The sequence below is a fragment of the Eubacterium sp. BIOML-A2 genome, assembly GCF_009680135.1.
In the GTDB taxonomy this organism is placed as follows: Bacteria; Bacillota; Clostridia; order Lachnospirales; family Lachnospiraceae; genus Faecalicatena; species Faecalicatena contortus_B.
The window spans coordinates 18243-41744 of the sequence record NZ_WKZK01000056.1 but is presented as its reverse complement, the minus strand read 5'-3'; the positions used below and the strand labels follow the sequence as shown (position 1 = coordinate 41744).

Below are 23502 nucleotides of genomic sequence, written 5' to 3'. Positions count from 1 at the left end.
GCTGGGCTTTCGCCCGCCGTCTACAGAGAGTCACACGCCCCACGAGCGCCAAAGTACGTACTGACATTCCACGGGTAATTGCCGCAACTCACGGCACGAGCGCCGCAATCCGCCCCATCGCCCCAGCTGCCGCCCGCTATCAGCGCCGCCAGAGAATATGCGTAATACTGGTAAATGTTACCAACGTCGTAAGACTTCTCGCCTGTATTCAATGGGCTTTTCTTGTCCCAGCCCCACGCTACGCTTGCGTGGTAGTCTGCATTTGTTGCGTGTTCCGCTCTTGTAATAAGCTCGTCCAGCCATTCCCATACACGCCCCACGGCATCTACAACGCCCACGGAAGAAACGGCATTTACTACGCTGCCCGTTACGCCTCTGCCTGTATTGCTGGTGGCGCTCCATGCGTTTGTATTTGCGTTATCCAGTCCGGCAGGGCTGCCAAAAGCATAAGCGCAAAACTCCGCATAGTTCGGCAGGCGCTTACCGCTCTTTGCCAGACGTTCTACAAAGTTGTACCAGTTCATGCTTTCTGTACCCGTCATAGGTGCGCAGCCGTACTCTGATTTTAAGCCCTTTGCTCCGTCGTCAGAATTAAGGTAAATATCTACCCATGTGCCGCCGCCTAAATATACCATACCCTCTGGGCTGCATTTCGGGCGGTGTCCCAGTGTCCATACAGAACGTGGTACAATGCCGTTGCTTACTGCACTTTCCCAGCCAGTGCCAAAAATAACACTGCTGCCATTAAGCGGCTGTAAATTGCTGTCCACCTTGCGGCAGCGTCCATAATGAAAGCCGCCGATTTTACGGCTGTTTGTAGCGTTCCAGCCTGTCGGGTATGTAGAGTTAAGGGAAATTACGTATTTCTCGTCTGCGCTGTCAATTCTGCTGTCGCAGATATATACGTAATAGTCCTTACCTACCGCAAAAGCGCTGCCTGCGTCCAGATTAGCAGCCGTAAGAATGGTATTTGCTGTCTTGAAAATTCCAGCTCCACCCACGGCAATTACGCAGCCCTCTACTACGGTCAGCTCATTTGCTCCGCTGGCATAAATGTACTCGTTGCTCGGTGCTACAATATCGCTGATTGTAGCCATTTTATTTACATTCAAAAGCGCCCTTGCGTCTGTCTTTGTAACGTCGTCCACTAATAATCTACTCATACTGCTTTAATACTCCTTTCAGTGCTGCAATGTCGTCTGTTGTCATTCCTGCCACGGTGTCTGTGCGTTCCAGCGCAATTACCGTGCAGCCCGCTTTTACTGCTTTGGAAAGCGTGAGGGCTGTTCTGTCGTTTCCTGCCTCTCCTGCTGCCGCTGCCTCGTCAGTCTGGATATGTGTTACTCCCTGCACCGTGCCGGATACGCTGCCCGCTACAAACTTCATGCCTACTGCTGCCTCGTCGCAGTAATATACCGTAACCGCCTTTTTCTCTTCCTCTACAGCTGCTACGCCGCACTCAATATAGCGCTGGTTCTCTGCGCTCTCGATTTTTGCCAGCAAGTCTGCTGCTGCCAGTTCTCCGCTTGCTACCATAGCAAGGCAGTTGTAATAGTCCTCTTTTGTCTTTAATACCTTTGGAAACCCTTTCATAGTCTGCCGCCTTTCTAAAATGTATTTGCAAGATAGGAATTACCCACGTAGGTAGCCCCTAATACTGCCGTTTCTTCTGTTCTTTCGTAATGCTGGCTCATATATGCTGCACCCATGTAGCACAATCCCAGTACAGCGTCATGCTTATAGTCAATGCCCCAGCCGCTTTCTACCCTCTTAAGCCGCTCGTCCAGCGCTGCTATTGCCTCTTTGGTTTCTTTCGTGCCTGCCTCTGCCTGCTCTTTCACTTCCTGCATGGCTGCTGCCAGCTCTTCAATTTGCAGTTGCAGGCTGCCTGCTATGTCCCCGCCCAGCTTGTCCTTGATGCTCTCAAACCATGTGTTAAATTCGTTTTCAGCGTCCGACTGGAATAGCTTAATTTTTGCCATAAAGTCTGTATAGGCGCTTAAAAGCTCATTGTCCCAGTTATCAAGTGTACTTTCAAAACTGCTGTATCTTTCGTTAAACTGGCTCTCATACTGCGCAAATAAACCCTCTGTCTTGCTTACGTAGCTGTCATATACGCCCGCAATCTCTGTAAGGTACTTTTCCATACTCTGCTTATATGCGCTGAACTCGTCCAGCACGGCTGCGCTGTAGGTGTTGAAAAAGTCCGTAAACTGCTTTGTAAGCACGCTTGCGTCTATCTCTTCCACCGTTCCCGTCACAATGCCACAGACTGCGCTATTAAACCGCTGGTCTGTGATATTCTGCGTCTGTATCCTTGTTACGCCCTTGCCTACGTAAATATCTGCAAGTGCAAGCTCCCATATTTCCGTAGTGCGGGTTACTGCCGTTGCTGTCGGCTTTGCAGACGGTGTGCCTTTCAGCACCGCAATATACATATCTCTTTGCGGCAAATCCCAGCGAACTACTACCCTGTCCACCCTGTTAAGCGCTCCCTCTGCCGTATCCAGTGTTACGCTAAGCGTTGCAGGATTTCTAAAGGCGTAGCCGTTTATAAAGGCATAGCCTGCATTTACTCTTATTTCCATGCCGCTGTAAGCTACCACCTGTAGCCCGTCGCTCGGCTTTGGAAAAATGCCGTTTGCAATGAAAGTAGCAAAGTACCACGCCCAATCCTCGGCTTTATATACCCTGTCGTACTCTCCGTCTACTGCCACGGCATTAAACGGTAAGCTGTTTGCCATTTCTGCTACCTCACTTTCCTAATCTGGTCTACCAGCGTCGGCAGGCTGTCGCCAAAAGTCGCCTCTATGGTTTCCTCGCCTTTCTGGTATGTTTCTGTTACTTCTGTAATACGTGCATCTATCTGTATGCCCCACTTGGTTTCTTTGCAAGTAATACGGTCGCCTAAATCAAAATCAGCCTTAAATTTCAAGTTTGAATTTGTATTTATGGTACTTACAAAATTTATGTTCTTGCCGTAGTTTTCCAGCTCTGCGCTGCCTCTCGTTTTCAGCATTGCAATATAGGTATTCAGCGGTATTGTTACCTCTGTTTCCCCTTGCTGGTACTTTCTGGCAATGTCCGTAGCGTCGCAGAATACCTCTACCAAATCCAGCCCCGTTGCGCCCTCGCCGTCCACTGTGGTTACTGGCTGGCTGCCGTCGTCGTCAGCTGCTCCCTGCACATAAATAAAGTTGCCGCAGTTCTCTATACTGGCTGTATATTCCTGCTCATTGACATTATCAAAATCTCTTGAAAATATGCAGGGCGTGTTACCCTCGGTATTTGTGGCTGTAAGGTCATTGCCCTTATACAGATAAAAGCCAAACAGTCCCTCTCTTTCGTTAAGCAGAATGTCATAGCCCAGCTTTCCAGCCTGCGCCCTTGCCTTTACTTCCTGCCCCAGTTGTGCGTATACCTCGTTTGCATATTCAACCGCCACGCCGTCTATGGTTTCCTGCGCCAGAAATGTAAACAATGGAAAACGTCGCTTTGTTCCTGCTGCGCTGCCGCAGTTGTTTTTTACCATAAGGTTTATAAGGTACTGGTTTGTACCTGTTGCCACAATCTGCGGATAAATGCAGCGCTTATTAAGCCACCAGCTAAGCATATAGCCCTGTGCCTCTAACTGCTCTAAGCCGTTCTCGTCTTTGGTAATGTGTACGTAGGTTATCTGCGCTGCCCTGCGCCATACGCCGCCGTCAGCGGTCTTTACTTCCTTTTTCCCGTCGTGCTTGGTTATTAAATTGCCCTCTACCAGCAAACGGCTGTTATTGTCCGTAATCGGCGCAAGCAGGCTAAAAGTTCCTACGTCAAAATACTTTGTATGCCATAGTAGGCTTGCCAGCTCGTCTATAGCTCCCAGCGGCTGCACCGTCTTATCGAATACTCTAAGCTCCATACCGTCACACTCCTAAAAATTCCTTGCTGTAGAATATGGATACTTCCAGAGAATTTACCCCGCTGGCTGCATCATACCTAAACATATTGTCGCCTATGGCAAGCTGCATAAATGTACTGTCTACATCAATGTAGCGGAAATAGTCGGTTTCTACGCCGTCCCTTATCAGCTTAGCGCCCTTGCTGCCGTACTTCGTGTTAATCTCTATCACGTCGCCCGTTTTCATGGTGGCGTTAATCTGTATAAATTCCTCGGTATCCACATTAAGCAGTATCGGGTTTGAAACTGTCCCCAGTGCTGTAAACCTTATCCTCATTCCTGTTGATACGTCGCCCTCGTTGTAGCAGTCCACTATTACGCTTTCTGCCCGGTATCCGTATATCATGCTCTTTGTGCTGTCCTTTTCGATAACGCAAGGAAAATGCCACGCAGCCACCCAGCTTGCTATATCCTCTTTTGTTTCTTCCTCTTCCCGCCAGAACGGGTTAAGGCACTCTATTTGTAAATCAAACTCATAAAGTACCTCTTTCTTTAGTATCTTAGGCTCTCCATACGCCCTGCAATCAATCACACGCTTAAAGCCGCCATACTCATACACCAGCGTAGCGCTAAGCTCTGGGTTGAATATCTTAAGCATATGGCGGCGCAGTTCCAATGCCTGCGCCTTGTCCCGTGTGTTGATATGCCCCACTACGTCTATGTCCCTTGCCTCGATACGCTGCCCTACGTAAGTGTCGCCGTGCTGTCCCATACTGTTTGTGCTGTAAATGACGCTCGTAACGCCGGAAATACCCTCTACGTCTTTACTTATGTTGCAATGGTATACGCTGTCTACTCCCAGCTCTAACCGCTCGCCCCTTGAATTTATGTAAGTCAGTTTTTCATTTTCCATGTGTTACACCGTCCTTGCTATCATTCTGAACTGTCGGGCTGCCTCTTTCTGCTGCTTTGCGTAGTCCGTAGTATTCGCATAAATATACTGATTGACGACTACGCCGCCTGCTGCACTGCCGCCACCTCTCGGCTTTGGCTTTTTGTCGTCATAATCGTATGTAAACTCTTTGCCTACATTTACCTTTGCGCCTACGTCGAACTCCTGCGGTACGCTGTCCTCAATCATTTTCTTAACGCCGCCGATTTCATCAGAAAAGCCAACGCCGATACCCTGCGCCAGATATACGCCGATTTCGTCACGCATCAGCTTAGACGGGCTGTTAATTCCAAATAATCCCTTAAGGAAGTCGGTAACATTACCTACCCAGCCGCTTATTTTGTCCTTTATCCACTGCGTAGCTCCATGTATGCCGTTCCAGATGCCCTCTACCATGTTCTTACCGAACCCAGCGAACGTACTACCAATATCCTTAAATACGTCGGTTATGCCAGTAATTACATTTTTCATGCCCTCTACGGCTTTGTTCTTTACTTCTGTACCCCATGTAGCCACTTTGGAAATTGCGCCAGAAATGCTGTTGTATATCTTCTCTGGTATTTCCTTTACGATAGTAACAATGCCTGTTACCATTGTGTTCATTACCTCTTTGGCTTTCGTAAGCATATTTGTACCCCACGTAGCCACTTTGGTAACTGCTCCTACTATGCTGTTCCAGATTTTCTGCGGTACTTCTTTCACGATAGTAACAATGCCTGTTACCATTGTGTTCATTACCTCTTTGGCTTTCGTAAGCATATTTGTACCCCACGTAGCCACTTTGGTAACTGCTCCTACTATGCTGTTCCAGATTTTCTGCGGTACTTCTTTCACGATAGTAACAATGCCCGTTAGCATTGTGTTCATTACTTCTTTGGCTTTGGTCTGCATATTTGCACCCCATGTAGCCACTCTGGTAACTGCGCTTACTATACTGTTCCAGATTTTCTGCGGCAGCTCCTTAACAATATCTATAACTTTCGTTACAAAATCTGTTATAACCGTGTCGCCTTTTTCCTGCATATTTGCGCCCCACTCTGCTATTTTCTCAACGCCCGCAGCGATTGCCTGCGGTATCAGAGTAGGCAGCTCTTTTATCTTGTTTATGATTGTCGTTACCAGCTTGCCTGCTGCCGTCAAAATCTTAGGCAGCCCTGTAATTAGTCCTGTTACAATGGCTGCGATAATCTGCGGCATGGCTGCGATTAAAAGCGGTATTGCATCTATGATGCCGTCAATCAGCGCAACTATAATATCGCCCGCACTTTCGATAATAAGCGGTATGCCCTCAATCAGCGCATTTATGATAGCCGTTATGATTTCCGGCAGTGCCTCAATCAGTACGGGCAACGCTGCTACCAGCCCCTGTGCCAGCCCTGTAATAAGCTGTAAGGCTGCTGTAATCAGCAGCGGTATATTTTCTATCAGCATGGTTACAATATTCGTAACCACCGTTACGATTGTCGGCAGCAATGTAGGCAGCGCCTGTGCGATACCTTGCGCAAGGCTTATGAGTATCTGCATACCCGCCTCTAAAATCTGCGGCAGTAACTGTATCAGCATAGTTGCAATGCTGGTTACTACGTTTGTTATGGTCGGCAATAACGTAGGCAGCGCCGTTATAATGCCCTGCGCCAGTGCCTGCATAATAGAGGGTGCGCTTTCCAGCACTGCCCCCGCTATATTCGTTATCACTTCCAATATCTGCGGTATCATTTGTGAAATATTGCTGATTATTCCAGTAACGCCCTGCTTTATCTTCTCGCCTGCGTCGTCCTGTCCCGCCATAAGGTCGCTTAGTCCGTCCATAATCATTGTGATAGACGGCAGCATTTCGCCAGTGATACTGTTCTTTACGCCGCTAAACGTCCATTGCAAGCGGCTTAAGCTGTCCTCAAACGCTGCGCTTGCTGCTACTGCCTCGTCCGACATTATCATGCCGTATTCTTCTGTTTCGTCCATAAGCTGCTTAATTCCGTCTGCGCCAGAATTAAGCAACGGTAAAAGCTCGGCTGCACTTTTTCCAAAAATATCCTGTGCGGCTGCATTTCGCTGTGTTTCATCTTCCATGCCCGCCAGTGCGTCTATGCTCTCTAAAAGCACCTGCTCCGTGCTTTTTATACTTCCGTCTGTATTTTTCAGCGATACACCGATAGCCTCAAAACTCGCCCCTGCACCTTTCGCTCCCTCTGCTGTTTTCCCCAGCTCTGTAGTAATATTCTTAACGCCTTTGGTTAAGTCGCTTACGCTGCTGCCGCTCCTTTCGCAAGCATAGCTTAACTGCTGGTATAGGCTTGCGCTTATCTGCATTTTCTGGCTTTCCTTGTCTATCTGGTCGCCCGCAGATGCCGTATCACTCGCCATATCGTAAAGTGCCTTGCCTGCTGCTACGGCTGCCGTGCCGATTGCCGCCACCGCTGCTGCCGTTGCTGTCGCAACCTTTTTTACAACCTCTGTAAAGCCGCTGAATTTGCTTGTTGCCTCTTTCGCCTGTTTTCCGCTGTCCTCTACCTCGTTTCCCATTCCGTCTGCGGCTTTTTCTGCCTTGTCCAGCTCTGTAGTGGTCTTTCCTAACTCTGTTTCTGTATTCGCAAGGGCTGTTTTCTGGTAATTAAGCTGCGTTTCCAGCTTTTTACTCGCCTCGCTGTTCTCTCCTGTAGCCTCTTTGCACTTTGCAAGGGCTTTTTCCGTTTCCTCTACCTTTTTCTTTTGTTCGTCGTAAGTTTTGCGTAATACTTCCTGCTTGGCTTTCAGCGCCTCTGCACTGCTCGCATTGCTCTTATACTCTGCCGTTACAAGTTTCATTTCAGAGTTAAGCAGCTTAAGGGTGCTGTTAATCTCTTTGCAGGCTGCTTTATACTGTGCCTCGCCGTCAAAACTAAGTTTGGTTTTAATATTGTCTGTTTTATCAGCCATGATTTACAAGCCCCCTAACGCTATGTCTATGTCGTCCATACCCTCTGCTGCCTGTGCTGGTGCGCTGCTGCTTTCCTGTCCGAAAATGTGCGGGTTATACTCCTTGTGATAGCCGAATAGCTTAATAATCTGGTAAGGTGTCTTTTTCCACGCCTCGCTTTCCGTGTAATGCAGCATAGCCATTGCTATATAAAGCAGCCGTGCGGTGTCTATTCGTCCTGCACGGCTACTCTGTTTCCCTCTGCTGTTGTGTCTGCCTCTCCGTCTGCTGCCTCTTTCTCTTCCCCGCCGTTTGTGGAATATACAAAAGCAGAGAAAATAGCGTCTTTAATTTGCGGCAGATTGCCGATATGAATTAACTTACCTACCTGCTGCTCTGTAAGCGGTGTTTCTCCCTCTTCCATGCCCTCGTTGATAATGAGGGTAAGCAACCAGCGTAAATCTTTAATCATAGTCGGGTTACTCTGGTCAAAAGCCTTGTCCAGCTTGTCATATCCCCCAAATCTGTCCTGCATCTCGTCCAGTGCATTAAGGGAAAACAGTAAATAATAGGTTTTGCCGTTCAGTTCTACGGGCATGCGTCCGTCTTTAATTGCGCTCATGCTATAAATTAAGGCGCAGCCTGCGCTGCGCCTCTCTCCTTTCTCTTATATTGTCTGCATTGCCGCTCCCGGTTCGGGTACGGCTGTAAACCATGTCTTAGCCGCCTTGCTGTCCTCTGTTCCCACAAAGTCTGCTTTCCAGCGGTTATCTTTCTTTCTGGCTGTAAAATCTGCCTCAATATCCGGCGTATTAAACTTAATGCTCTCGCCCTTAGTTTCGTACTTTTCAGACGGCACTTTGAATTTTGCCTTAAGCAGCCATACGTAGCGGTATTTGCCGCCCGTTTTCTTTGCTCTGAACCCTACAGCAACATACGGCGGCTCGTCCTCTTTTCCAGCCCATACTACGCTGTTCTCGTCCACTTCCTGCCCCAGCAGCTCTGCCAGCACTTCCGGCGTAAGGTCTTTAATTCCCAACTTAAGCGTGCCGCTTGCAAACTCCGTGACGCTCTCGCTTAACGTATCGTCTGCATATAAACTGCCGTCTGCGGTCTTTACGGATAAATCGGCGGTCATAGCCTCTGCCATTTTCTTAGGCGTTCCGTAACTTTCTACGCCGTCTGCCTCTGTGCATACGGCATAATATAAATCTTTCAGTCCCAGTGTCATTGTTTAATCACTCCTCTTTCAAAATCTCGACTGTGATAGGCACTAACCAGTACCCCGTTTCTGTTTCGTAGCTTTCTGCATCTATGCTGTTGATATAAACGCCTGCTGCTTTCAATACCTCTTTTGTCTTATCAAGCTGCGCCTCAAAATCGCCCTTATGGAAAAGCGTAACTCTATACATTTCCCTGCGTTCTTTCTCTTCGTCGTCTGCATTTACCGCAGGCGTACCCAGCAGCCGCAAAAATGTATAGTATGCGTCCGGCTTATCCCGTCCAGTGTATACGCCCCTCTGGGCTGGCAGCCCTGCACTTTCTAAAATCTCCTGTATGCTCATTTGCCCGTTTCACTCTCCCATATACTGCGCTGCGCCTCTACTACCTTTTCGTGCGCCTTGGCGTTTGCAGTTGTCATATACGGGCGTGCCTGTTGGCTGCTTGTCCCGTATTCTGCCACAAAGCCGATTGTTGCATAGCGCACTTTGCTTTTATCGCCTTTCCTGTCGTTTCCATGCCCTGCCCGTCCCTGCGGGTATATCTCTACGTATTTCTCCGTATCGTCGCCCTTTACGTCCGTGGCTTTTATGGAATTGATAAAACCGCCCGTTTCGTTCAGTCCCATTGCCTGTGCCTCTGCTTTCTGTGCCTCTATCAGCACATCTGCGCCAGCCTTAAGCATTTTCGGTACTGCCTCAACCGTGGCGGTTTCTCTCCTGCCGAAAGCGTCTATAATATCTTCCAGCCCAACTGTATTAAATTCTCCCATGCTTACACCTCGTTTCTGTGGCGTAAATCTGTAAGCGTAAGCTCTATGGTGTCTGTCCCTGTGTCGTAGGTCTTAAGCACAAAATAGCGCCGCCCGTTTACTTCTACTACGTCCTCGCCGCCATAATCTGCCTTATGTACCTCGTACTTTGCCTCTACCAGCTTTCCTGTCTGCTGGCTCTTAAAATATTCACTGTACCCTACTGATTTTTTATTACAGAATACAGTGCGGGCGCTTTCTTCCGGCTTTACTGCAAAGCCGTTTTTATTTACCCTGTTTTCTCCGCTTACCTCGCTTATTAGCGTTATCTCGTCTATCCAGTCCATTTTTTACCACTCCTTTAGGTGTCCGTTTCGGACACATAGCCCAAATAGACGCTACCGCAATAACAGTTACCCAGATATGCAGCGTCGGTTTTATGCTCTAAAGCATCTATGCGCCCGTCCAGCGTTTCCATATTGTCGTAGACTTCTGAAAACGTATCATTTACAGCCTGCATATTGCTGTTTTCTCTGGCTGTTATCTCTGATACCAGCGCCTTTAAGCTGGCAAGGCTAAACCACCTCATACCAGCACCTCACTTACGCAAACATGGCTTTTACTTCCTGCTGCGTAATCTCTGTAAAGTCTGCCTCTGTAAGTGCAGTAAGTCCTTTGGTTACTGTAAATTTTCCTGTCTTGTTGTCATACGCAAGCCCCGTTACTACATTGCCTGCCCCCGTAGACGCTACGCTTAAGTCGTCCAGCTGGATAAGCCCCGCTACTGCTGCATTGATTGCCTTAGTAACGTCTGCGGTCTTGGCGTATGCTGTCAGCGCATTTGCAATGGCTGCCGTTACTTCTGTGGTCTTGGCATAGCTGCTTAAGTCTACTTTCCAGTCGCCTACCTTTTCCAGCTTTCCGTCAATTACCATGTACTCACTGTAAAGGTTTCCTGCCTCTCCGTCGGTATTCTTTACCATGTAGATTTTCTTTTCTGCACCGTCTGCCGCTACGTTAATATCTGCCGTACTGTCTACCATTACACGGCTTAAGTGGTCTGTTCCAGCAATCGCCGTGGAAATAGCGCTTGCTATCTCCGTTGCTGTCATTCCGTCTGTGATGCCGTAACCCGCAAGCGTGGTGGCTGCATTTGCCTTGCCGTTTATAAGTTTTTTCAAATCGTCTGCCAGATTTTCTACCGCTACCTTATCAAGCCCCCCCCAGCGCTCCTATGGCGCTTTTCTCTGCGTAGCGGTCTTTAATTTCCGCTACCAGATAAGACAGCGTATTATAAGTTACTCTTTTAATCGCCATTCTGTCTGTTTCTCCTATCCGAATAAGTTCTTGATATCTTCCTCGTTTACCTCGTCGTCTGTACTGTCCGGCGTTTCGCCGCCTGTGTATTCACTGGATAGGCTTAAATGAGTTTTCAAGCACTCGTAAGACTTCCAAAACTGCTCTGATTTATCAGAATAGCCAAACTCTGCCTTGCAGTATAAGGTAATTGCCCTAATAATCAGTGCGTCTGTTTCATCCAGTTTCTTTACGCCTACGTCCTGCAAATCCATTTTGCAGGCGGCTATACAGTCGTTTATTTCCTCTGTGATTTTCTCACTGGTGCTGCTTATACGCAGCGCCGCCCGCATCTTCTCGGTTAATGTTGTGGTATCTGCTGCCATAGCCTGCACCCTCTTTCTTACTCTGTCATTACTACTGCTACGCCTGCCTCTTCCAGAACTGCTGCACGCTCTCTGCTTACTGTGTAAATATCCCCCGTATCCTTAATCTGGTTTAATTCCTTGTCAAGAAAACGGCGCTTTGCTTTCACTTTTACCAGCCCTGCTGCTTTCTTTTCTTCCTCGGCTTTGGCTACTGCCTCTGCCGCTGCCTTTTCCTCTTCGGCTTTGGCTGCCGCCTCTGCCGCTGCCTTTTCCTCTTCGGCTTTGGCTGCTGCCTCTGCCGCTGCCTCGGCTGCTACTTTTTTATCCTCTTCCGTAAGCTCGCTGTCGTCTGGTATGTCTACCTCGACGGCTGCGCAGCGTGCAGCAATTTCTTTCTTTGTTCCCTCTGCATCTACGCCCAGCTGCTTTGCCAGTTCCTGCAAATCTGCTTTATTATAGCTTTCCAACTGCTTTACGTCTAAATGTCCTTTCATTGCCTGCCTCGCTTTCTTACACTGCTGTTACGCCCTTTTTAACTAAGATAATGCCCGCAGCGTCAGCTACTTTGCCGTCCACAACCATTAAGCACTTATTCTTAATCTTGTTGTTGTCGTGGTCTGTCCACTTCACTACCTGCATTTCCATGTTGGTATTGATAACGTAATCGGAGAAATTCATAAATACTGCGATTACGTCGCCCTCGTTTGCGTCGTCCCAGCTCGGTAAAACGTCGTCCTCTACTGTTTCTACGTTCTTACCCATGAAACGGTATGTTTCCTCTCCGTTTACGCCGTAGTTTGTGCGTCCGATAGGCTGCCCGTTCTTATCTTCCATACCGTCAATGCCAGTATCAAAAGTGGACTGGTTCATAACAAAACTGCCGTTTCTGTACGCCTTTTTCATTTTTCCTTTTACCTTGTGCCAGCCGTTCCAGCTTGCGTACTCTTCCGGTGTCAGAGTAATTACAGCTGTTACCCTGCTGTCTTTCAGAACGCCCAGCGGCTGCCCCTCGCCTGTACCGTTGAAAATAGCAATTTCAATAGCCTTTACCATTGCCTCTGTTGCCATAGGTACAAACAAATCAGTAAACATTTTCAGCGTTACTACATTCGCTAAAATGCTCTGGGAAATTTTGCACTCCAAACCGTAATAATTGAATGTTACGGAATTTTTAGCAGATGCTTTCTGGTCGTCGCTGCTCTTTTCCTCTGCAATCCAGTGCGCAGTAGGCTTTAAGTCTGCAATCGGAATGGAAACGCCGCCCTGTACGTTAATCTTGCGCACCTTTGCATAAATGCTGCCGTAGCTTTCCAGTTTCTGAATGATTTCATTCATAATAGTTGTCGGAATTACAGCGCCACTGTCTGCTGTGGTGGTGGTTTCAGCTGCTCTGTACTCTGCCGGAATAGCAACGCCTCTGCATACATAATTCATAAACGCTTTTCTGTATGCCATAGTGTCGTATTTGTCCTCTGGTTCTCCTGCTCCTGCGCCGCCTGCTCCCTTGAAATTTCTAAGCAGCGTGGTATCTGCTCCCGCTCCACCTGTCGGCTCTCCTGCTGCAATTCTTTCAAGCAGCTTTTTGCGTTTCTCTGCCGCTGCCAGTAAAGCGGTGCGCTCTTCCTGCAAGTCTGTTACCTCTGTTTCCAGTTTTGTAATTTCCTCGTCTGTAAGCTCTGCCGCTCTGGTGTTAAGCTCTTCTTTGATTTCGGCTAATCTTGCCTCAATTTCCTTTAATCTCATAGTCTGTGTTCTCCTTTTTTGTTTTTGGTTTTTATAAGCTCGCCTTAATCTTTAGTATTGCTGCCCGCCTCTTAAGCAACTCCTGCCGCTCTCGCTCGTAACTCCTACTCGCAAAAGCACGGGCGCTTATTTCAGTATCGTTATTTGCCGGAATGCTCACGGCTGATACATCATAAACCTTTTTGATTTTCAAAATTGTTCTTGTATGTGTTTCTCTGTCGTAACTTTCCTCTGCCACTGTAAACGCCCATGACATTTTAGTAATCATTCCTGCGCTTATGTCCTGATACAGCCCACGGGCTAAGTCTGTCCGGCTTAAGTCTGCTGCCACAAAAAGCCCCTTTACGTCCGGCTCTAAAATCAGCGTATTATTTGACTGTCTGGCAAATACTCTGCCTTCATGGTCGTACTGCATGATAACGTCGCTCATGTCTGCGCTGTCTAATGCGTGTGCGTCTATTCTTTCGTAAATCTTTGTGCCGTCCTCAAACTCATATAAAAGGTATGGCGCATTAAATGTAGTAGCGTAGCCCTCTACGTAGCACTCCGACTGTAAACGCTTTTCGCCGGAACTCTGCGCAGCCAGAGGCGCTACCAGCGTTCTATATTCCCGCTCTTTCTTAACTGGCATTATTTACACCCTCTTTCTCTTCCTGTCCGTTCTGCGGCTCTTCTCCTGCTGCTGGTTCTGTCTGCTGCGGTACTTGCTGTATGATAACTGACTGCTCACTTCCTTTGTGCAGCTCGCTTACCTCTGTATATTCCTTTCGGATATAATACTTTTCCCCGTCCTCAACGTGTGCCATGTTCCATATATCCATTACGCCGTTTCTGTTCAGTAGCGCACGGTCGAAAAGCTGTGTACTTACGCTTAACTTTGTGGCGTTGCTGGCGTATTGTAGGCGGTTTGCAGAAAAGAAAATAGCATTGCCGCAGGCTCTTTCTCTCTCTGTAAAGCTCATATTTGTCATAACAAGCGATAGCTGTATTGCAAACGGTTCTATTTTCCCCTCGTAGTAAGCGTTCCACGTATTTTCATCAAATTTATTTTGCAGAATATCCATATTTGTACCAAAATGCGTACATACATTTTCCTGTATGTGCTGCATCTGCAATGCGTTTGGTGTATATGGTTTGCTTTCTACCTGTTTCAGCTCACTAAACTTGTTATCATAAATAATCATGCCGCTATCGTTGTCGGCGCTTAAGTTATCCTCTGTAAAGCGTTTCCGCTCTTTCTTTATATCCTCTGGTTTCAGCATATTTGCCACCTTTGCCAGAAAACGGATATTTGCAGAATTTTTTACAGCGTTTATAATTCCCTCATTCTGCGTATGTATCAGCTGCATAGTTGGTGCAAGCGTGCTGTTGTCCTCTCCGAAAAGGTCGTCTTTATATTCAAAGTCTGTCATAATGCCTACACGCTCAAACTCAATAGCTCCATAGCTGCCATTTGCAAACAGATACCGTAAATATAACTGCCCCTCACTCTCTACCACCTCGCAGCGTTCAGCCCGCAGCGGATACCAGCCACACAAGCGCCCGTATTCATCCTCGATAGGTATAATAAAAGCGGTGTGTTCCACCGCTACATACGTTGCCAGACGCTTTATAAATTTTGTTGTATCCATGAAGTAGTTGGGTTTATGCTGCAATGTCTTTTCCAGCGACTTAAGGGCGCTGCCCTCTATCTCCGGCTTTAGCTTGCTGCAATGTGTGGCAAAATTATTTATAGCCGTTCTGGTTAAATCCATTTCATACACGCCGCCGCTAAAGCTGGTAAACGTCGGGCTGTATCCGTTCAGCATTTTGAAATAATTACCTATGGCTTTTAATTCTTTGCCATGAAAAAGATAGTCTAAAAATTTCATGCCGTTTACACTCCTTTCTATGCGGCATTTTTAAGCAGCTCGCCGCACTCTTCCCAGTATTTCTGCCGCACGGTCATTGCATCTATGACAGATACAAAGCCGTCGATATGCGCCCGCTGCTCGATTTTTATAGGTCTGAATTTTCTTGTTTCCATGTTGTGCTTAAGCGCAACATTTAAGAAATGTGTCTTTAGTAAATTGTTGTCGGCAATCTTAAAATCGCCGTCTTTTATGATGCCCTCAAACTCCCGTATAACTGGTGTAAGGTTTTCGCCTTGGTAAACGTCGTCCATGTGAAAACCATAATTTGCCATATCGGTAATAAGGTACTGGGCGCTGTATCTGTCGTAGCCGATTTTCAGAGGTCGTATACCGTAATCTTCCAGCAGCATAGTAAACCAGCCGTAAACGTCGTGGTAGTCTACGTAATTCTCGCCGCTTAAGGTTATCAGTCCCTTTCTTACAAATATGTCATACGGCACGCCGTCTGTAGCCTGTAGGTATTCCAGCCTGCCCCGTGGCATAAAGAACTGTGTAAACGCATATAGCGTGCCGTCTTTCTGAATAACCACGCTTGCTGCTGTTAGGTCTGTTGTCTGGCTTAAGTCGATACCGCCCACTGCGTAGCAGTCCCTAAAGTCTTCTAAGGTCTTTTCTACTCCGGCGTTCTCTACTGTCTGATATTCCAGCCATGCAATAGAGCTGTTCTGCTTGATATTGCAATACTTTGTAAGGAACTCTGCTTTTTTACTTAAGCTGCCCTCTGCTACGGCTATCTCGTCCATAAAGAAACTTTCTTTTACGGATACACCCATGTTAGGGTTAGCCTTTTTCAGTTCGTCTATGTCGTTCCACTTCTCCACATCATCAATCATGTAAAGGAATGGTAATAGCCTGCGCTCTTTGCTGTTTCCTTTCAAGAAACTTGTGCTACGTTTCATTAGTTCATCATAAATACTGTCGTTGATATATCCGGCAGTGCTTATGCTCAATATCATAGGTTGAGTACGTGCGCCTAAAGCGGATTTCATAACCTCATACTGTTTTAGTCCAGCGTCCCCGCTCCATGCTGCCATTTCATCACATACCACAAGCTGTGGGTTAAATCCGTCTGACTTCTTGGCATTAAAAGCAATCGGTTTTATTACCGTGTTGCTCTCCGCAATATAAATATCGCTGCGCCGTTTCTTTGCCAGCTCCGCTAACTCGTCCTCTGCCTGTACCATTTGATAAAATCCGTCGTACACCAGCGCCGCTTGGTCTAATTTCGGTGCTAAGCAGTATATTTCTTGTCCATACTCCGGCTCTAAGTACGCCATATATGCAATAATCGCAGATGCAAATAAACTTTTTCCGTTTTTTCTGCCAATTACAATAAAAATTTCACGGAAAATACGTATTTTTTCTGCGTCTTGTATGCCAAAAATAACAGAAACTATGGCTTTCTGCCATAGCTCCAACTTGATTAAATCATTACGTCCCTTGCTGTGGTGGCAAAAGTTCTCTATGAACCGTATAGCCTTATTCGCAGCCTTTGCATTAAAAAAATACTCCTGCTTTTGCAGCCCGTTTATAATGATTTCGTATATTTTCTTTATCCATTTTCCCGCTATGATTTCGCCGCTTGTAATCTTTGCGTGGTACTCATAGATATAATTTCGATAAGGCGGCAATATTGCTTACTCTTCCCGCAAAGCCGCCAGCCTGCTTGTCTTTCGTTTCGCAGCTGGTACTAATTCTGTAAGCTGCTTAATCACTGCTGCATAGTTCTTACTAAGCGCTATGTAGGTTTCTGCCTCTGGGCTTTTCTTTGTTCCCCACTGGTTCTGCCCGTTCTGGTACTCACTCGTCCAGCCGTCTTTTTCAAGTTTCGCCTGCAAGTCGTCCAGCTCAACGCTCATAAATGCAGCCTTTTCTATCAGCGGCGTTACTAATTTTCTTTTGTTTTCGTCTAAGTCCTTGAAAATTCCCTTAAGTCTGGTCTTTTCGGTCTTTATCCTCTGTTCTTTGGTTTTCTCTTTCTTTGTTGCCATTCCTTTACCCCGCTTTCCATTCCTGCGCCGCACCACACCCCCTACACCACCCGTGCGCACGCCCGTAGGGTAATTTTAGGGTATCCCCCTCGGTATTCGCCCCCTTTAATTATTTTTCTGATATGGGGGGAGTATGCCGCCGTTCTCGTCGAACCGATACCGCTTATGCCTCTCCTGTTTGTGGTGTTCCTTGTTGTGGCAGTCTTGGCACAACGCCTCTAAGTTATCCCAGCACAACGTAACGCTTATGTCGTTTATGTTCTCTCTGTTAAGCCAGCGCTTATGATGCACTATCTTTGCGGGCTGCCCGCAGCGTTCACAAATATAATCTTGTGACATTAAATAAGCGGCTCTGGTTTGTTCCCACGCCGCCGATAAATAAAAACTCTTAGCCCATGCTTTCATACTGTCCCCTCTCTTTCTTCATTCCCCAGCGCCCTAAGTTTCATGCGCTGGGTGGAGGCTAAAGAATGAATAGAAAAAGAGTAGGCAACTGCTGCCGCACATGGCTTAAGCTATCGCCTACTCATTTCATGCTACCATTGTATCTCTTTTGTTTTCCCATGTAAACACCACGTTTTTACCACGATATTACCCGCTGCTGTACTGTTATCATTTCTCTTACTGGCACGCCTGCTGTTCTTAGCTGCTCGTATATGCTCCTTATCTCATGCCTAAACCAGCCTACATACTGCATGGGTACTGGCTGATATTGCCGCTCCATAAATGGGTTATCTGCATACGCTGCCACTTGTGAAAACTCATACAGCAGCAGTGGCTTACTCTGGTCTAACAATAGCCGCAATATATATGCTGTCGTTCTTCCGTGCAGTCGTCCCTCTGGCGGCTGCCATATCCCAGTTATTATATATAACCTCTGCCACTCGTAAAGCTCAAATCCTAACGCCTGCTCTATATGCTTTATCAGCCTGTCTGCCGCCTGCTGTTCCCTCGCTGTTTCCCGCTTTCTTTTTATCCATGCCTTTATTTTTTCAAACACTTACTTTACCCTCTCTTCATCAATGCCCCACAATAATACTGACAGCTCATTTATGATACCCGTTACCCAGCGCCTCGGTGTATTCTTTCCTGTGTCCAGCTGCTCTGCAATTTCCGCATAGTCCATACCCTGCATGAAATACATTTCAAAAGCCTTGTACTCTACGCCTCTGCCTGCTGCCTCTCTGCGGCGCTCTATCTCTTCTACCGCTTTGTCTATATGCGCTGTCATTATCAATGTCTTAAAGCGTGTGCGTCTGATACTCTCTAAGTATGTACGCTGCTGCTCGTCCGTCATGCCCTTAAGCTCTAACTGCTGCCCGTCGCTTATGGCGTTCTCGATATGGAAAACTGCATCACGGTAACATTTCATAAGCGTAAAAGTGTTGTGGTATTTCTCTTTCTTCTGCTCCTGCTTTTCCTGTCTTTTCAGTTCCGTTATTGCAGCCTTTGCCTGTTTCTGCATCAGCTCCGTCAATTCGCTTTCGTGCAGCTGTACCCAGCTTTCAGCCTCTGGCGGCATTTCTGCCCCTACCGCCGCTGTTGTCTTTGCTTCTTCCTGCTCCATGTTCTGTACCTCGCTTTCTGTTAATTAAACGGCAGCTCTTCGTCTGCTCCCTCTGGTATGTTCATAAACCCGTCGCTCTCCGGCAGCTGTTGCCCTCTCGCCTCTGCCTCTGCTTTACTCTCTCCAAAACCTACGCTATTTGCCACAACCTCTGTGTAATATACCTTGCTGCCCGTGCGCTGGCTCTCGTAGCTGCCTGTTTTAATCTTGCCCGTAACCTCTGCCCTGCTGCCTTTACTTAACCATTTCTGCGCCCATTCCGCAGTACGCCCGAAACACTTAATATTTATAAAATCTGTGTCTTTCCCGTCGTCTACCGCAAGCGTAAAGCGGGTAATAGCTGTGCTATTGTCCTGCCCGCCATATCTAAGCTCTGGCTCTCTTGTAAGCCGCCCTGTAAGTGATACATTATTCATTCTCTCTGCCCCTCTCTTCCAGCTTGTCCAGCTTTGAAAATATCGCCAGCAATTCCAGCGCAATTATTCCCAGTAATATACTTGTCATTTTCTACCGCCTCGCTTTCTTCTCTCAATCCTGCCGCCACATTGCTAAACGCCGCCGCTACGCTCTCGCAGAATGTCGCCAGCACTGGCTTTATGCTCTTTACCCAGCTGTTAATAGCTGCCGTCAATGTTTCTGCTGCTGTTGGCAAGGTTTTATTTATCTGTCTTGCCATTTTTCTTGCAAGCCTGCGCTGTTTTCGCTTGTCCAGCTCTAACGGCGGGTTTACTCCGTGCTTTTTCTTATAGTTCTTTTTCCACTGTCTGTATTTCACTACTTACGCCCCTTTCTCCATATCGCATACGGCAGCACCCATACTGGCGCTGTTATTATCAACGCCAGTTTGACTACGCATATCAGGCAATATACCGCCCCGTCTACTGCTGCCTGTCCCAATTCTTCCAGCGCATCTACTACGCCGTCCATAAACTCAAACATTTACCGCCCCGCTTTCTGTGTCCGTTTCGGACACCTTACCCGTATAGTCTGTTACTCTGATACCCAGAATGCAGTAGCCCTCTGTAAGCCCTGTATAATCTTCCAGCATATAAATAATATCTGCATTAATCGTGCGCCCTGTGTGCTTACCGTCCTTAAATTCCAGCATTTTAAGGCTGTCGCCCTGTTTGTAGCCTCTGTCATTTTTCCGCAGCTCAAAGCTCTTTTTCCCGCTTACTACGTCCTCGTAATAAGATGCCACTATTTTTACCTCATGCTGTTTATGCTCTGTGTTTCCCTCGCTTGGCAGATGCTCCATTTTTTCTGCGTCTGCCCGCTCCTGTAATTTCTTCTTTGTCTGGCGGTCTATAGCGTCCTGCTCTTCGCTGTACCGCTGTTCGTCCGTCTTTTCAGCCTCTGCCTTGTTTATGTACTGGTCGCATTTCTGGCACGTTCCCGTTTTTACGTTGCAGTCCTTGTATTTCTGGCAAGAATAGCACAAAGACGTTATGCTTTCTGGGTGCGGTGTTTCGTAATCGTCCCCCGCCTTTTTCTCTGCTACCTTTTCCGCTATTTCCTTTGCCCTCACATTTTCGCCCGCTGCTGCTTTTTCCGCTATTTCTTTCTGCTCGTCCTCGTCCAGCTTGGCTGCCTCGTATGCAGCAGTGATACCTAAATTGCCCTCTTTCAGCTGCTCTTTAATCTCCGGCGTTGCGTTGTTGTTGATTGCGTCCATTCTGGCTACGTTTGTGCTGCTCTCGTTTATCATAGCTGCTACTAAATCACGCATTTTGCCCTGTATCTCTAAGCCGTCCTCTTCCTTGGCTCTGATAAGCGCCGCTTTGGTACGCTCTACTAATCTGGTTTTTTCATAGGCTGTAAGCTCCTGCGTATATCCGTTGCCAGCCAATAAGCGCAGCTCATACATTGCCTCACTCATGTCCATAAAGCGGTAAAGCACTTTCTCATACTCCTTATGCCCCCGCTCTAAGTTTAAAATATTTGCCGCATTACGTCTGTGTCCGTCGATTATACGGTATTCCCCGTTTACTCTCGCCAATACTGTAGGCTGCTCCTGTCCTACGTGTAAAAAGCTGTCTGCCAGCTCTTCTATGTTCTCTAATTTCTGGTGTGTATTCTCCTGCGCTGCTTTTACCTCGTAAGGGCTTAAATAGATTTCTTTGTATCCCTCTGTCTGCGCCTGATGCCCTGCTGCTTTCGTCTTTGCGTTCAGAATGTCGTTAATACCAAACTTTGCCATATTCTCTACCTCTCTTTCTCAATCCTTTGTTTTTTCTTACACTGTCCCATTACTCCGTTACACATTTCGCACGTTCTCCAATGCTCGCAAGCGTCGCTTTGCGGGCATTTCTGCCCTGCAAATTTGCTGCCCCAGTTCCAGCACTCCGTACCGCCAGTCCTGCGGCAATGCCAGTAAGCGCATAATCTCTCTTTATGTGCCACGCTTGCTACCTCGCTTTCCCTGTATACGCTGTTACAAATTTCTTGTACCCCTGCGCCGCTCCGCAGCATGGGCTATACTCATAAATTGGCTTACGCATGAAAGTATTTTCTGCTACTTTCTTGGAATACCGAATAATACCCAAAATATTAAAATCTGTCTTTTGTTCCAGCCACTCTACGCCTGCTGCCTCGCCGTCTGTGTTCTGGTATGACGTAATCAACACGCCTGCCAGCTTTAATGCTGGGTTAAACGCCTTTGCGTCCTCTATCTGCTCTGTCACAATGTCCAGCCCCTCTAAAGCGTCCTCGTCCACTTTTACGGGTACTATTACCTCGTCCGTGATTGCCAGCGCATTTATGACATTAAGCCCAATATCCGGCGGGTTATCAATGATACAGTAATCATAAAAGCCGCCCATAATGTCTGCAAATCTCTTATAGCGTTCTGTCTGGTTCTCGCTGTCCTCTTTTGTCAAATTCCACGTAGCCCCAAAAAGTGACATATTCGACGTAACAATATCTATGCAGCACTGCTGCCCTACGTAATCTGTATTCTGTATCAGCTCTGTTGCTCCCTGCCAGTCCCCAGCCAACAACCTTGTAACTGGTGCTACGTTTTCTGCGTCATATCTGCTGTACGCCTTGCTTAAATTTCCCTGCTTGTCGTTGTCAATCAGCAACACCCTATAGCCTCGCCTGTAAAGCTCATACGCCATGTTTGCCGCTGTAAAGGTCTTGGCTACGCCACCCTTTAAATTCAAAATGCTTATTGTTTTCATTCTTTGCCTCTCTTTCCTGCGTCGCCTCTAACGCATGGTTACTGTTTCCTGCTCTTTTGTAAGCTCGTCTGAATGTAATAAATACTGCTCTATCAGCTGCGCTGCTGGCTGCCAACCATAGCAGACGGCGGTATAATAACCCTGCTGCCGCAGATACTCTAACCACTCTTTCTGTTTCTTTGTCGTCGTGTTCTTGCCTGCCTTAAGCTCTATGTAAAGCCCGTGATACCCAGCCCTTGCAGCTGGTAACATAATATCCGGCACGCCAGCCTTTACGCCCTGCCTCTTAAGCGCCACTGCTGTTGCCGCATCACGTTTGCCGCCGTTTGGCACATGATACATATATTGCAGCTCCGGCATAAGCCCTGTTCTGTATGCAGCCCAGTTAAATAATGCCTCTTGATGCCCGCTTTCGTCGTCCAGTCTAAAGTTTCTCATTTTCTCGCCTCGCTTTCTGCTTAAATTCTACATACTGGCAAATTCTGAAAAGCAGCCCGTCCTTATGCGGCTTGCTGTTCTCTATCGCCAAAAGCGTTATTGTTTCCTCGCTTTGTAGTCCTGCATTTCCCAGTACGTCCCAGCGGCATATATCGTAATATCTGCACCGTAGGCAGCAGCGCTTACAGTCCTTGCCTTTCTGGAATAACCAGTATTTAATTTTTTCTATCATGTTTTCTGCCCTTTCTGCTGCCGTTGTCTTTCCAGCTCTCCTGCTGTTCAAAAATAGCCGCCGCAATTCTAAGCGCCAGATACGCTGCCACAATCAGCGCCAGCAGTCCGGCTATTATCAACACTGCTGCAATGGCAATGCCCTTGATTATCTGCATTTCAGCCCCCCCTATCCGTTATTTTTACTAAGGTGTATCTTAAATACCCATAGCCGTAATACTCTGGACTATGTACGCCCATGCTCACGCTGTTCTTATCCACGTAATAGCCCTTTATTGCCTTTGGCTCTTTCTTGAAATACTCACGGTCTGAAATTATGTGATACTCTGGCTCTGGTCTTACCAAATTCTTGCTGCAATTCCAGCGCTTGCCCTGTAATGCTCCGTCAGTACCCTTTTTATGCGTTCCTGTGTATTTAATTAAATAGTTTGCCAGCTCTGCATAGTTTCCGCTGTCGTCCAGAGGGAATACCTTAACCCTGTTATGCCCCTCGTATGCCTTATACCAGCAGCGCTGTAAAATCTCTGTGTCAATTTTATTTACTACAAGGTGGTGATGCCTCGCACCTTTCTTGCCTATCTCCATAACGTGTATGTATTTGAACTCTAACCCTGCTTTTCTGTACTCCTTTCTGCACTCCCTCAAAAATACGTCTATGTCCTGCCGCATCTGCTCCGGCGTTCTGTCTGGCTGCCCTTTCCTGCGGATATAATCAAGCACTAAATGGTAGTCCCCATAGCCATAGTTCGCATTTATGAGTATCCTTAACTTTCTCTCTGCCTGTCTGGTGTTTACTTTCTCCTGCTCTTCTTTTGTTGGCTTTACCTTATCCCCTCTGCTGATACCTTTCTTTTTGTATCTGCTGGTAAAGTACCTCTCTATCTCTATCGTATTCCCCGCTTTTGTTACCCTCTCTACGTATGGCATATATCTACCTCTCTGTCGGTTCGTTAATACTTTTATCAAGTGTTAAAACGGGCTGCCCGCCCGTTAATTTTCTTGACTTTGCGCCATACATAGCTTATAATTTTTATAGTATTTCAAAGCTGTATAGCTTAGCGCCTATGGTG

At 47.1% G+C, this 23502-nt stretch carries 32 protein-coding genes; all 32 read right to left on the bottom strand.

All coding sequences use genetic code 11. The features are described 5' to 3' along the window. Positions 1–20 precede the first annotated feature (20 nt). Complete coding sequence (locus GKG43_RS17765; RefSeq protein WP_129879524.1) at positions 21–1163, bottom strand: hypothetical protein; 1143 nt, start codon at positions 1161–1163, stop codon at positions 21–23. Then, positions 1156–1593, bottom strand: a complete 438-nt coding sequence (locus tag GKG43_RS17760; protein WP_003023317.1) for a hypothetical protein — start codon at positions 1591–1593, stop codon at positions 1156–1158. Before GKG43_RS17760 ends, GKG43_RS17765 begins: the two co-directional genes overlap by 8 nt. A 14-nt stretch (positions 1594–1607) precedes the next feature. Beyond that, a complete protein-coding gene (locus tag GKG43_RS17755; RefSeq protein ID WP_003023320.1) occupies positions 1608–2744 on the bottom strand; it encodes a hypothetical protein in 1137 nt (378 codons plus the stop codon). 5 nt (positions 2745–2749) lie between these two features. Next, complete coding sequence (locus tag GKG43_RS17750) at positions 2750–3904, bottom strand: siphovirus ReqiPepy6 Gp37-like family protein (protein WP_129879522.1); 1155 nt, start codon at positions 3902–3904, stop codon at positions 2750–2752. A 4-nt stretch (positions 3905–3908) separates the two neighbouring features. Continuing rightward, complete coding sequence (locus tag GKG43_RS17745) at positions 3909–4796, bottom strand: phage tail family protein (RefSeq protein WP_129879520.1); 888 nt, start codon at positions 4794–4796, stop codon at positions 3909–3911. A 3-nt stretch (positions 4797–4799) separates the two neighbouring features. Continuing rightward, entirely contained in the window at positions 4800–7751 is a 2952-nt protein-coding gene (locus tag GKG43_RS17740; protein WP_129879518.1) for a PblA, read from the bottom strand. A 3-nt stretch (positions 7752–7754) separates the two neighbouring features. Next, positions 7755–7928 carry a hypothetical protein gene (locus GKG43_RS17735; protein WP_154253359.1) on the bottom strand — a complete coding sequence of 58 codons (174 nt, stop codon included), beginning with the start codon at positions 7926–7928 and terminating at the stop codon, positions 7755–7757. A gap of 32 nt (positions 7929–7960) precedes the next feature. Continuing rightward, positions 7961–8329 (bottom strand): hypothetical protein, encoded by a 369-nt coding sequence (locus tag GKG43_RS17730; protein WP_243125871.1) that lies wholly within the window; start codon positions 8327–8329, stop codon positions 7961–7963. Between the two features lie 69 nt (positions 8330–8398). After that, on the bottom strand, positions 8399–8962 hold the full coding sequence (locus GKG43_RS17725; RefSeq protein WP_129879514.1) for a major tail protein: 564 nt from the start codon (positions 8960–8962) through the stop codon (positions 8399–8401). Positions 8963–8969: 7 nt separating this feature from the next. Next, positions 8970–9296 (bottom strand): hypothetical protein, encoded by a 327-nt coding sequence (locus GKG43_RS17720; RefSeq protein ID WP_002591274.1) that lies wholly within the window; start codon positions 9294–9296, stop codon positions 8970–8972. Beyond that, the gene (locus tag GKG43_RS17715; RefSeq protein ID WP_129879512.1) at positions 9293–9724 is read right to left on the bottom strand and encodes an HK97-gp10 family putative phage morphogenesis protein; all 432 of its coding nucleotides are present in this window, start codon (positions 9722–9724) and stop codon (positions 9293–9295) included. Before GKG43_RS17715 ends, GKG43_RS17720 begins: the two co-directional genes overlap by 4 nt. A 2-nt stretch (positions 9725–9726) precedes the next feature. After that, positions 9727–10050, bottom strand: coding sequence for a hypothetical protein (locus GKG43_RS17710; RefSeq protein ID WP_009297820.1), 324 nt, complete (start codon positions 10048–10050; stop codon positions 9727–9729). A 14-nt stretch (positions 10051–10064) separates the two neighbouring features. Next, positions 10065–10292, bottom strand: a complete 228-nt coding sequence (locus GKG43_RS17705; protein WP_003023341.1) for a hypothetical protein — start codon at positions 10290–10292, stop codon at positions 10065–10067. 13 nt (positions 10293–10305) lie between these two features. Next, positions 10306–10884 carry a hypothetical protein gene (locus GKG43_RS17700; RefSeq protein ID WP_243125870.1) on the bottom strand — a complete coding sequence of 193 codons (579 nt, stop codon included), beginning with the start codon at positions 10882–10884 and terminating at the stop codon, positions 10306–10308. 150 nt (positions 10885–11034) lie between these two features. Beyond that, the gene (locus tag GKG43_RS17695) at positions 11035–11385 is read right to left on the bottom strand and encodes a hypothetical protein (RefSeq protein ID WP_003023345.1); all 351 of its coding nucleotides are present in this window, start codon (positions 11383–11385) and stop codon (positions 11035–11037) included. A gap of 17 nt (positions 11386–11402) precedes the next feature. After that, positions 11403–11861, bottom strand: a complete 459-nt coding sequence (locus tag GKG43_RS17690; protein ID WP_129879510.1) for a hypothetical protein — start codon at positions 11859–11861, stop codon at positions 11403–11405. Between the two features lie 16 nt (positions 11862–11877). After that, a complete protein-coding gene (locus GKG43_RS17685) occupies positions 11878–13110 on the bottom strand; it encodes a phage major capsid protein (RefSeq protein ID WP_129879508.1) in 1233 nt (410 codons plus the stop codon). Positions 13111–13141: 31 nt separating this feature from the next. Further along, complete coding sequence (locus GKG43_RS17680; protein WP_003023355.1) at positions 13142–13741, bottom strand: HK97 family phage prohead protease; 600 nt, start codon at positions 13739–13741, stop codon at positions 13142–13144. Beyond that, complete coding sequence (locus tag GKG43_RS17675) at positions 13731–14981, bottom strand: phage portal protein (RefSeq protein WP_055056149.1); 1251 nt, start codon at positions 14979–14981, stop codon at positions 13731–13733. The genes GKG43_RS17680 and GKG43_RS17675 overlap by 11 nt, the downstream gene beginning before the upstream one ends. 17 nt (positions 14982–14998) lie before the next feature. After that, positions 14999–16654, bottom strand: coding sequence for a terminase large subunit (locus GKG43_RS17670; protein WP_129879506.1), 1656 nt, complete (start codon positions 16652–16654; stop codon positions 14999–15001). Positions 16655–16660: 6 nt separating this feature from the next. Beyond that, complete coding sequence (locus GKG43_RS17665; RefSeq protein WP_154253358.1) at positions 16661–17014, bottom strand: hypothetical protein; 354 nt, start codon at positions 17012–17014, stop codon at positions 16661–16663. Positions 17015–17119: 105 nt separating this feature from the next. Beyond that, positions 17120–17419 carry an HNH endonuclease signature motif containing protein gene (locus tag GKG43_RS17660; RefSeq protein ID WP_129879504.1) on the bottom strand — a complete coding sequence of 100 codons (300 nt, stop codon included), beginning with the start codon at positions 17417–17419 and terminating at the stop codon, positions 17120–17122. Between the two features lie 175 nt (positions 17420–17594). Beyond that, complete coding sequence (locus GKG43_RS17655; protein WP_055056146.1) at positions 17595–18014, bottom strand: hypothetical protein; 420 nt, start codon at positions 18012–18014, stop codon at positions 17595–17597. Then, entirely contained in the window at positions 18015–18581 is a 567-nt protein-coding gene (locus tag GKG43_RS17650; protein ID WP_129879502.1) for a hypothetical protein, read from the bottom strand. 20 nt (positions 18582–18601) lie between these two features. Further along, a complete protein-coding gene (locus GKG43_RS17645; RefSeq protein ID WP_002591261.1) occupies positions 18602–18997 on the bottom strand; it encodes a single-stranded DNA-binding protein in 396 nt (131 codons plus the stop codon). Then, positions 18994–19356 (bottom strand): DNA-binding protein, encoded by a 363-nt coding sequence (locus tag GKG43_RS17640; protein ID WP_227240229.1) that lies wholly within the window; start codon positions 19354–19356, stop codon positions 18994–18996. Before GKG43_RS17640 ends, GKG43_RS17645 begins: the two co-directional genes overlap by 4 nt. Continuing rightward, positions 19356–19520: a hypothetical protein gene (locus GKG43_RS22975; RefSeq protein WP_173020123.1), complete on the bottom strand. Its 165-nt coding sequence runs from the start codon at positions 19518–19520 to the stop codon at positions 19356–19358. Before GKG43_RS22975 ends, GKG43_RS17640 begins: the two co-directional genes overlap by 1 nt. Beyond that, entirely contained in the window at positions 19513–20781 is a 1269-nt protein-coding gene (locus tag GKG43_RS17635) for a DUF3850 domain-containing protein (protein ID WP_129879500.1), read from the bottom strand. The genes GKG43_RS22975 and GKG43_RS17635 overlap by 8 nt, the downstream gene beginning before the upstream one ends. A gap of 208 nt (positions 20782–20989) precedes the next feature. Beyond that, a complete protein-coding gene (locus tag GKG43_RS17630; protein ID WP_129879498.1) occupies positions 20990–21763 on the bottom strand; it encodes a ParA family protein in 774 nt (257 codons plus the stop codon). A gap of 27 nt (positions 21764–21790) precedes the next feature. Then, positions 21791–22201 carry a VRR-NUC domain-containing protein gene (locus tag GKG43_RS17625; protein WP_022279756.1) on the bottom strand — a complete coding sequence of 137 codons (411 nt, stop codon included), beginning with the start codon at positions 22199–22201 and terminating at the stop codon, positions 21791–21793. 215 nt (positions 22202–22416) lie between these two features. After that, positions 22417–22590, bottom strand: a complete 174-nt coding sequence (locus tag GKG43_RS17615; protein ID WP_129879496.1) for an N-acetylmuramoyl-L-alanine amidase — start codon at positions 22588–22590, stop codon at positions 22417–22419. 1 nt (position 22591) lies between these two features. Next, positions 22592–23359, bottom strand: coding sequence for a hypothetical protein (locus tag GKG43_RS17610; RefSeq protein WP_129879494.1), 768 nt, complete (start codon positions 23357–23359; stop codon positions 22592–22594). Positions 23360–23502 lie beyond the last annotated feature (143 nt).

Excerpts from the sequence above, each read along its gene's own strand:
- GKG43_RS17765 (WP_129879524.1), bottom strand. The coding sequence starts at position 1,163 with ATGAGTAGATTATTAGTGGACGACGTTACAAAGACAGACGCAAGGGCG.
- GKG43_RS17760 (WP_003023317.1), bottom strand. The coding sequence starts at position 1,593 with ATGAAAGGGTTTCCAAAGGTATTAAAGACAAAAGAGGACTATTACAAC.
- GKG43_RS17755 (WP_003023320.1), bottom strand. The coding sequence starts at position 2,744 with ATGGCAAACAGCTTACCGTTTAATGCCGTGGCAGTAGACGGAGAGTAC.
- GKG43_RS17750 (WP_129879522.1), bottom strand. The coding sequence starts at position 3,904 with ATGGAGCTTAGAGTATTCGATAAGACGGTGCAGCCGCTGGGAGCTATA.
- GKG43_RS17745 (WP_129879520.1), bottom strand. The coding sequence starts at position 4,796 with ATGGAAAATGAAAAACTGACTTACATAAATTCAAGGGGCGAGCGGTTA.
- GKG43_RS17740 (WP_129879518.1), bottom strand. The coding sequence starts at position 7,751 with ATGGCTGATAAAACAGACAATATTAAAACCAAACTTAGTTTTGACGGC.
- GKG43_RS17735 (WP_154253359.1), bottom strand. The coding sequence starts at position 7,928 with ATGCTGCATTACACGGAAAGCGAGGCGTGGAAAAAGACACCTTACCAG.
- GKG43_RS17730 (WP_243125871.1), bottom strand. The coding sequence starts at position 8,329 with ATGCCCGTAGAACTGAACGGCAAAACCTATTATTTACTGTTTTCCCTT.
- GKG43_RS17725 (WP_129879514.1), bottom strand. The coding sequence starts at position 8,962 with ATGACACTGGGACTGAAAGATTTATATTATGCCGTATGCACAGAGGCA.
- GKG43_RS17720 (WP_002591274.1), bottom strand. The coding sequence starts at position 9,296 with ATGAGCATACAGGAGATTTTAGAAAGTGCAGGGCTGCCAGCCCAGAGG.
- GKG43_RS17715 (WP_129879512.1), bottom strand. The coding sequence starts at position 9,724 with ATGGGAGAATTTAATACAGTTGGGCTGGAAGATATTATAGACGCTTTC.
- GKG43_RS17710 (WP_009297820.1), bottom strand. The coding sequence starts at position 10,050 with ATGGACTGGATAGACGAGATAACGCTAATAAGCGAGGTAAGCGGAGAA.
- GKG43_RS17705 (WP_003023341.1), bottom strand. The coding sequence starts at position 10,292 with ATGAGGTGGTTTAGCCTTGCCAGCTTAAAGGCGCTGGTATCAGAGATA.
- GKG43_RS17695 (WP_003023345.1), bottom strand. The coding sequence starts at position 11,385 with ATGGCAGCAGATACCACAACATTAACCGAGAAGATGCGGGCGGCGCTG.
- GKG43_RS17690 (WP_129879510.1), bottom strand. The coding sequence starts at position 11,861 with ATGAAAGGACATTTAGACGTAAAGCAGTTGGAAAGCTATAATAAAGCA.
- GKG43_RS17685 (WP_129879508.1), bottom strand. The coding sequence starts at position 13,110 with ATGAGATTAAAGGAAATTGAGGCAAGATTAGCCGAAATCAAAGAAGAG.
- GKG43_RS17680 (WP_003023355.1), bottom strand. The coding sequence starts at position 13,741 with ATGCCAGTTAAGAAAGAGCGGGAATATAGAACGCTGGTAGCGCCTCTG.
- GKG43_RS17675 (WP_055056149.1), bottom strand. The coding sequence starts at position 14,981 with ATGAAATTTTTAGACTATCTTTTTCATGGCAAAGAATTAAAAGCCATA.
- GKG43_RS17665 (WP_154253358.1), bottom strand. The coding sequence starts at position 17,014 with ATGGCAACAAAGAAAGAGAAAACCAAAGAACAGAGGATAAAGACCGAA.
- GKG43_RS17660 (WP_129879504.1), bottom strand. The coding sequence starts at position 17,419 with ATGAAAGCATGGGCTAAGAGTTTTTATTTATCGGCGGCGTGGGAACAA.
- GKG43_RS17650 (WP_129879502.1), bottom strand. The coding sequence starts at position 18,581 with ATGGAGCAGGAAGAAGCAAAGACAACAGCGGCGGTAGGGGCAGAAATG.
- GKG43_RS17645 (WP_002591261.1), bottom strand. The coding sequence starts at position 18,997 with ATGAATAATGTATCACTTACAGGGCGGCTTACAAGAGAGCCAGAGCTT.
- GKG43_RS22975 (WP_173020123.1), bottom strand. The coding sequence starts at position 19,520 with ATGTTTGAGTTTATGGACGGCGTAGTAGATGCGCTGGAAGAATTGGGA.
- GKG43_RS17635 (WP_129879500.1), bottom strand. The coding sequence starts at position 20,781 with ATGGCAAAGTTTGGTATTAACGACATTCTGAACGCAAAGACGAAAGCA.
- GKG43_RS17630 (WP_129879498.1), bottom strand. The coding sequence starts at position 21,763 with ATGAAAACAATAAGCATTTTGAATTTAAAGGGTGGCGTAGCCAAGACC.
- GKG43_RS17625 (WP_022279756.1), bottom strand. The coding sequence starts at position 22,201 with ATGAGAAACTTTAGACTGGACGACGAAAGCGGGCATCAAGAGGCATTA.
- GKG43_RS17615 (WP_129879496.1), bottom strand. The coding sequence starts at position 22,590 with ATGCAGATAATCAAGGGCATTGCCATTGCAGCAGTGTTGATAATAGCC.
- GKG43_RS17610 (WP_129879494.1), bottom strand. The coding sequence starts at position 23,359 with ATGCCATACGTAGAGAGGGTAACAAAAGCGGGGAATACGATAGAGATA.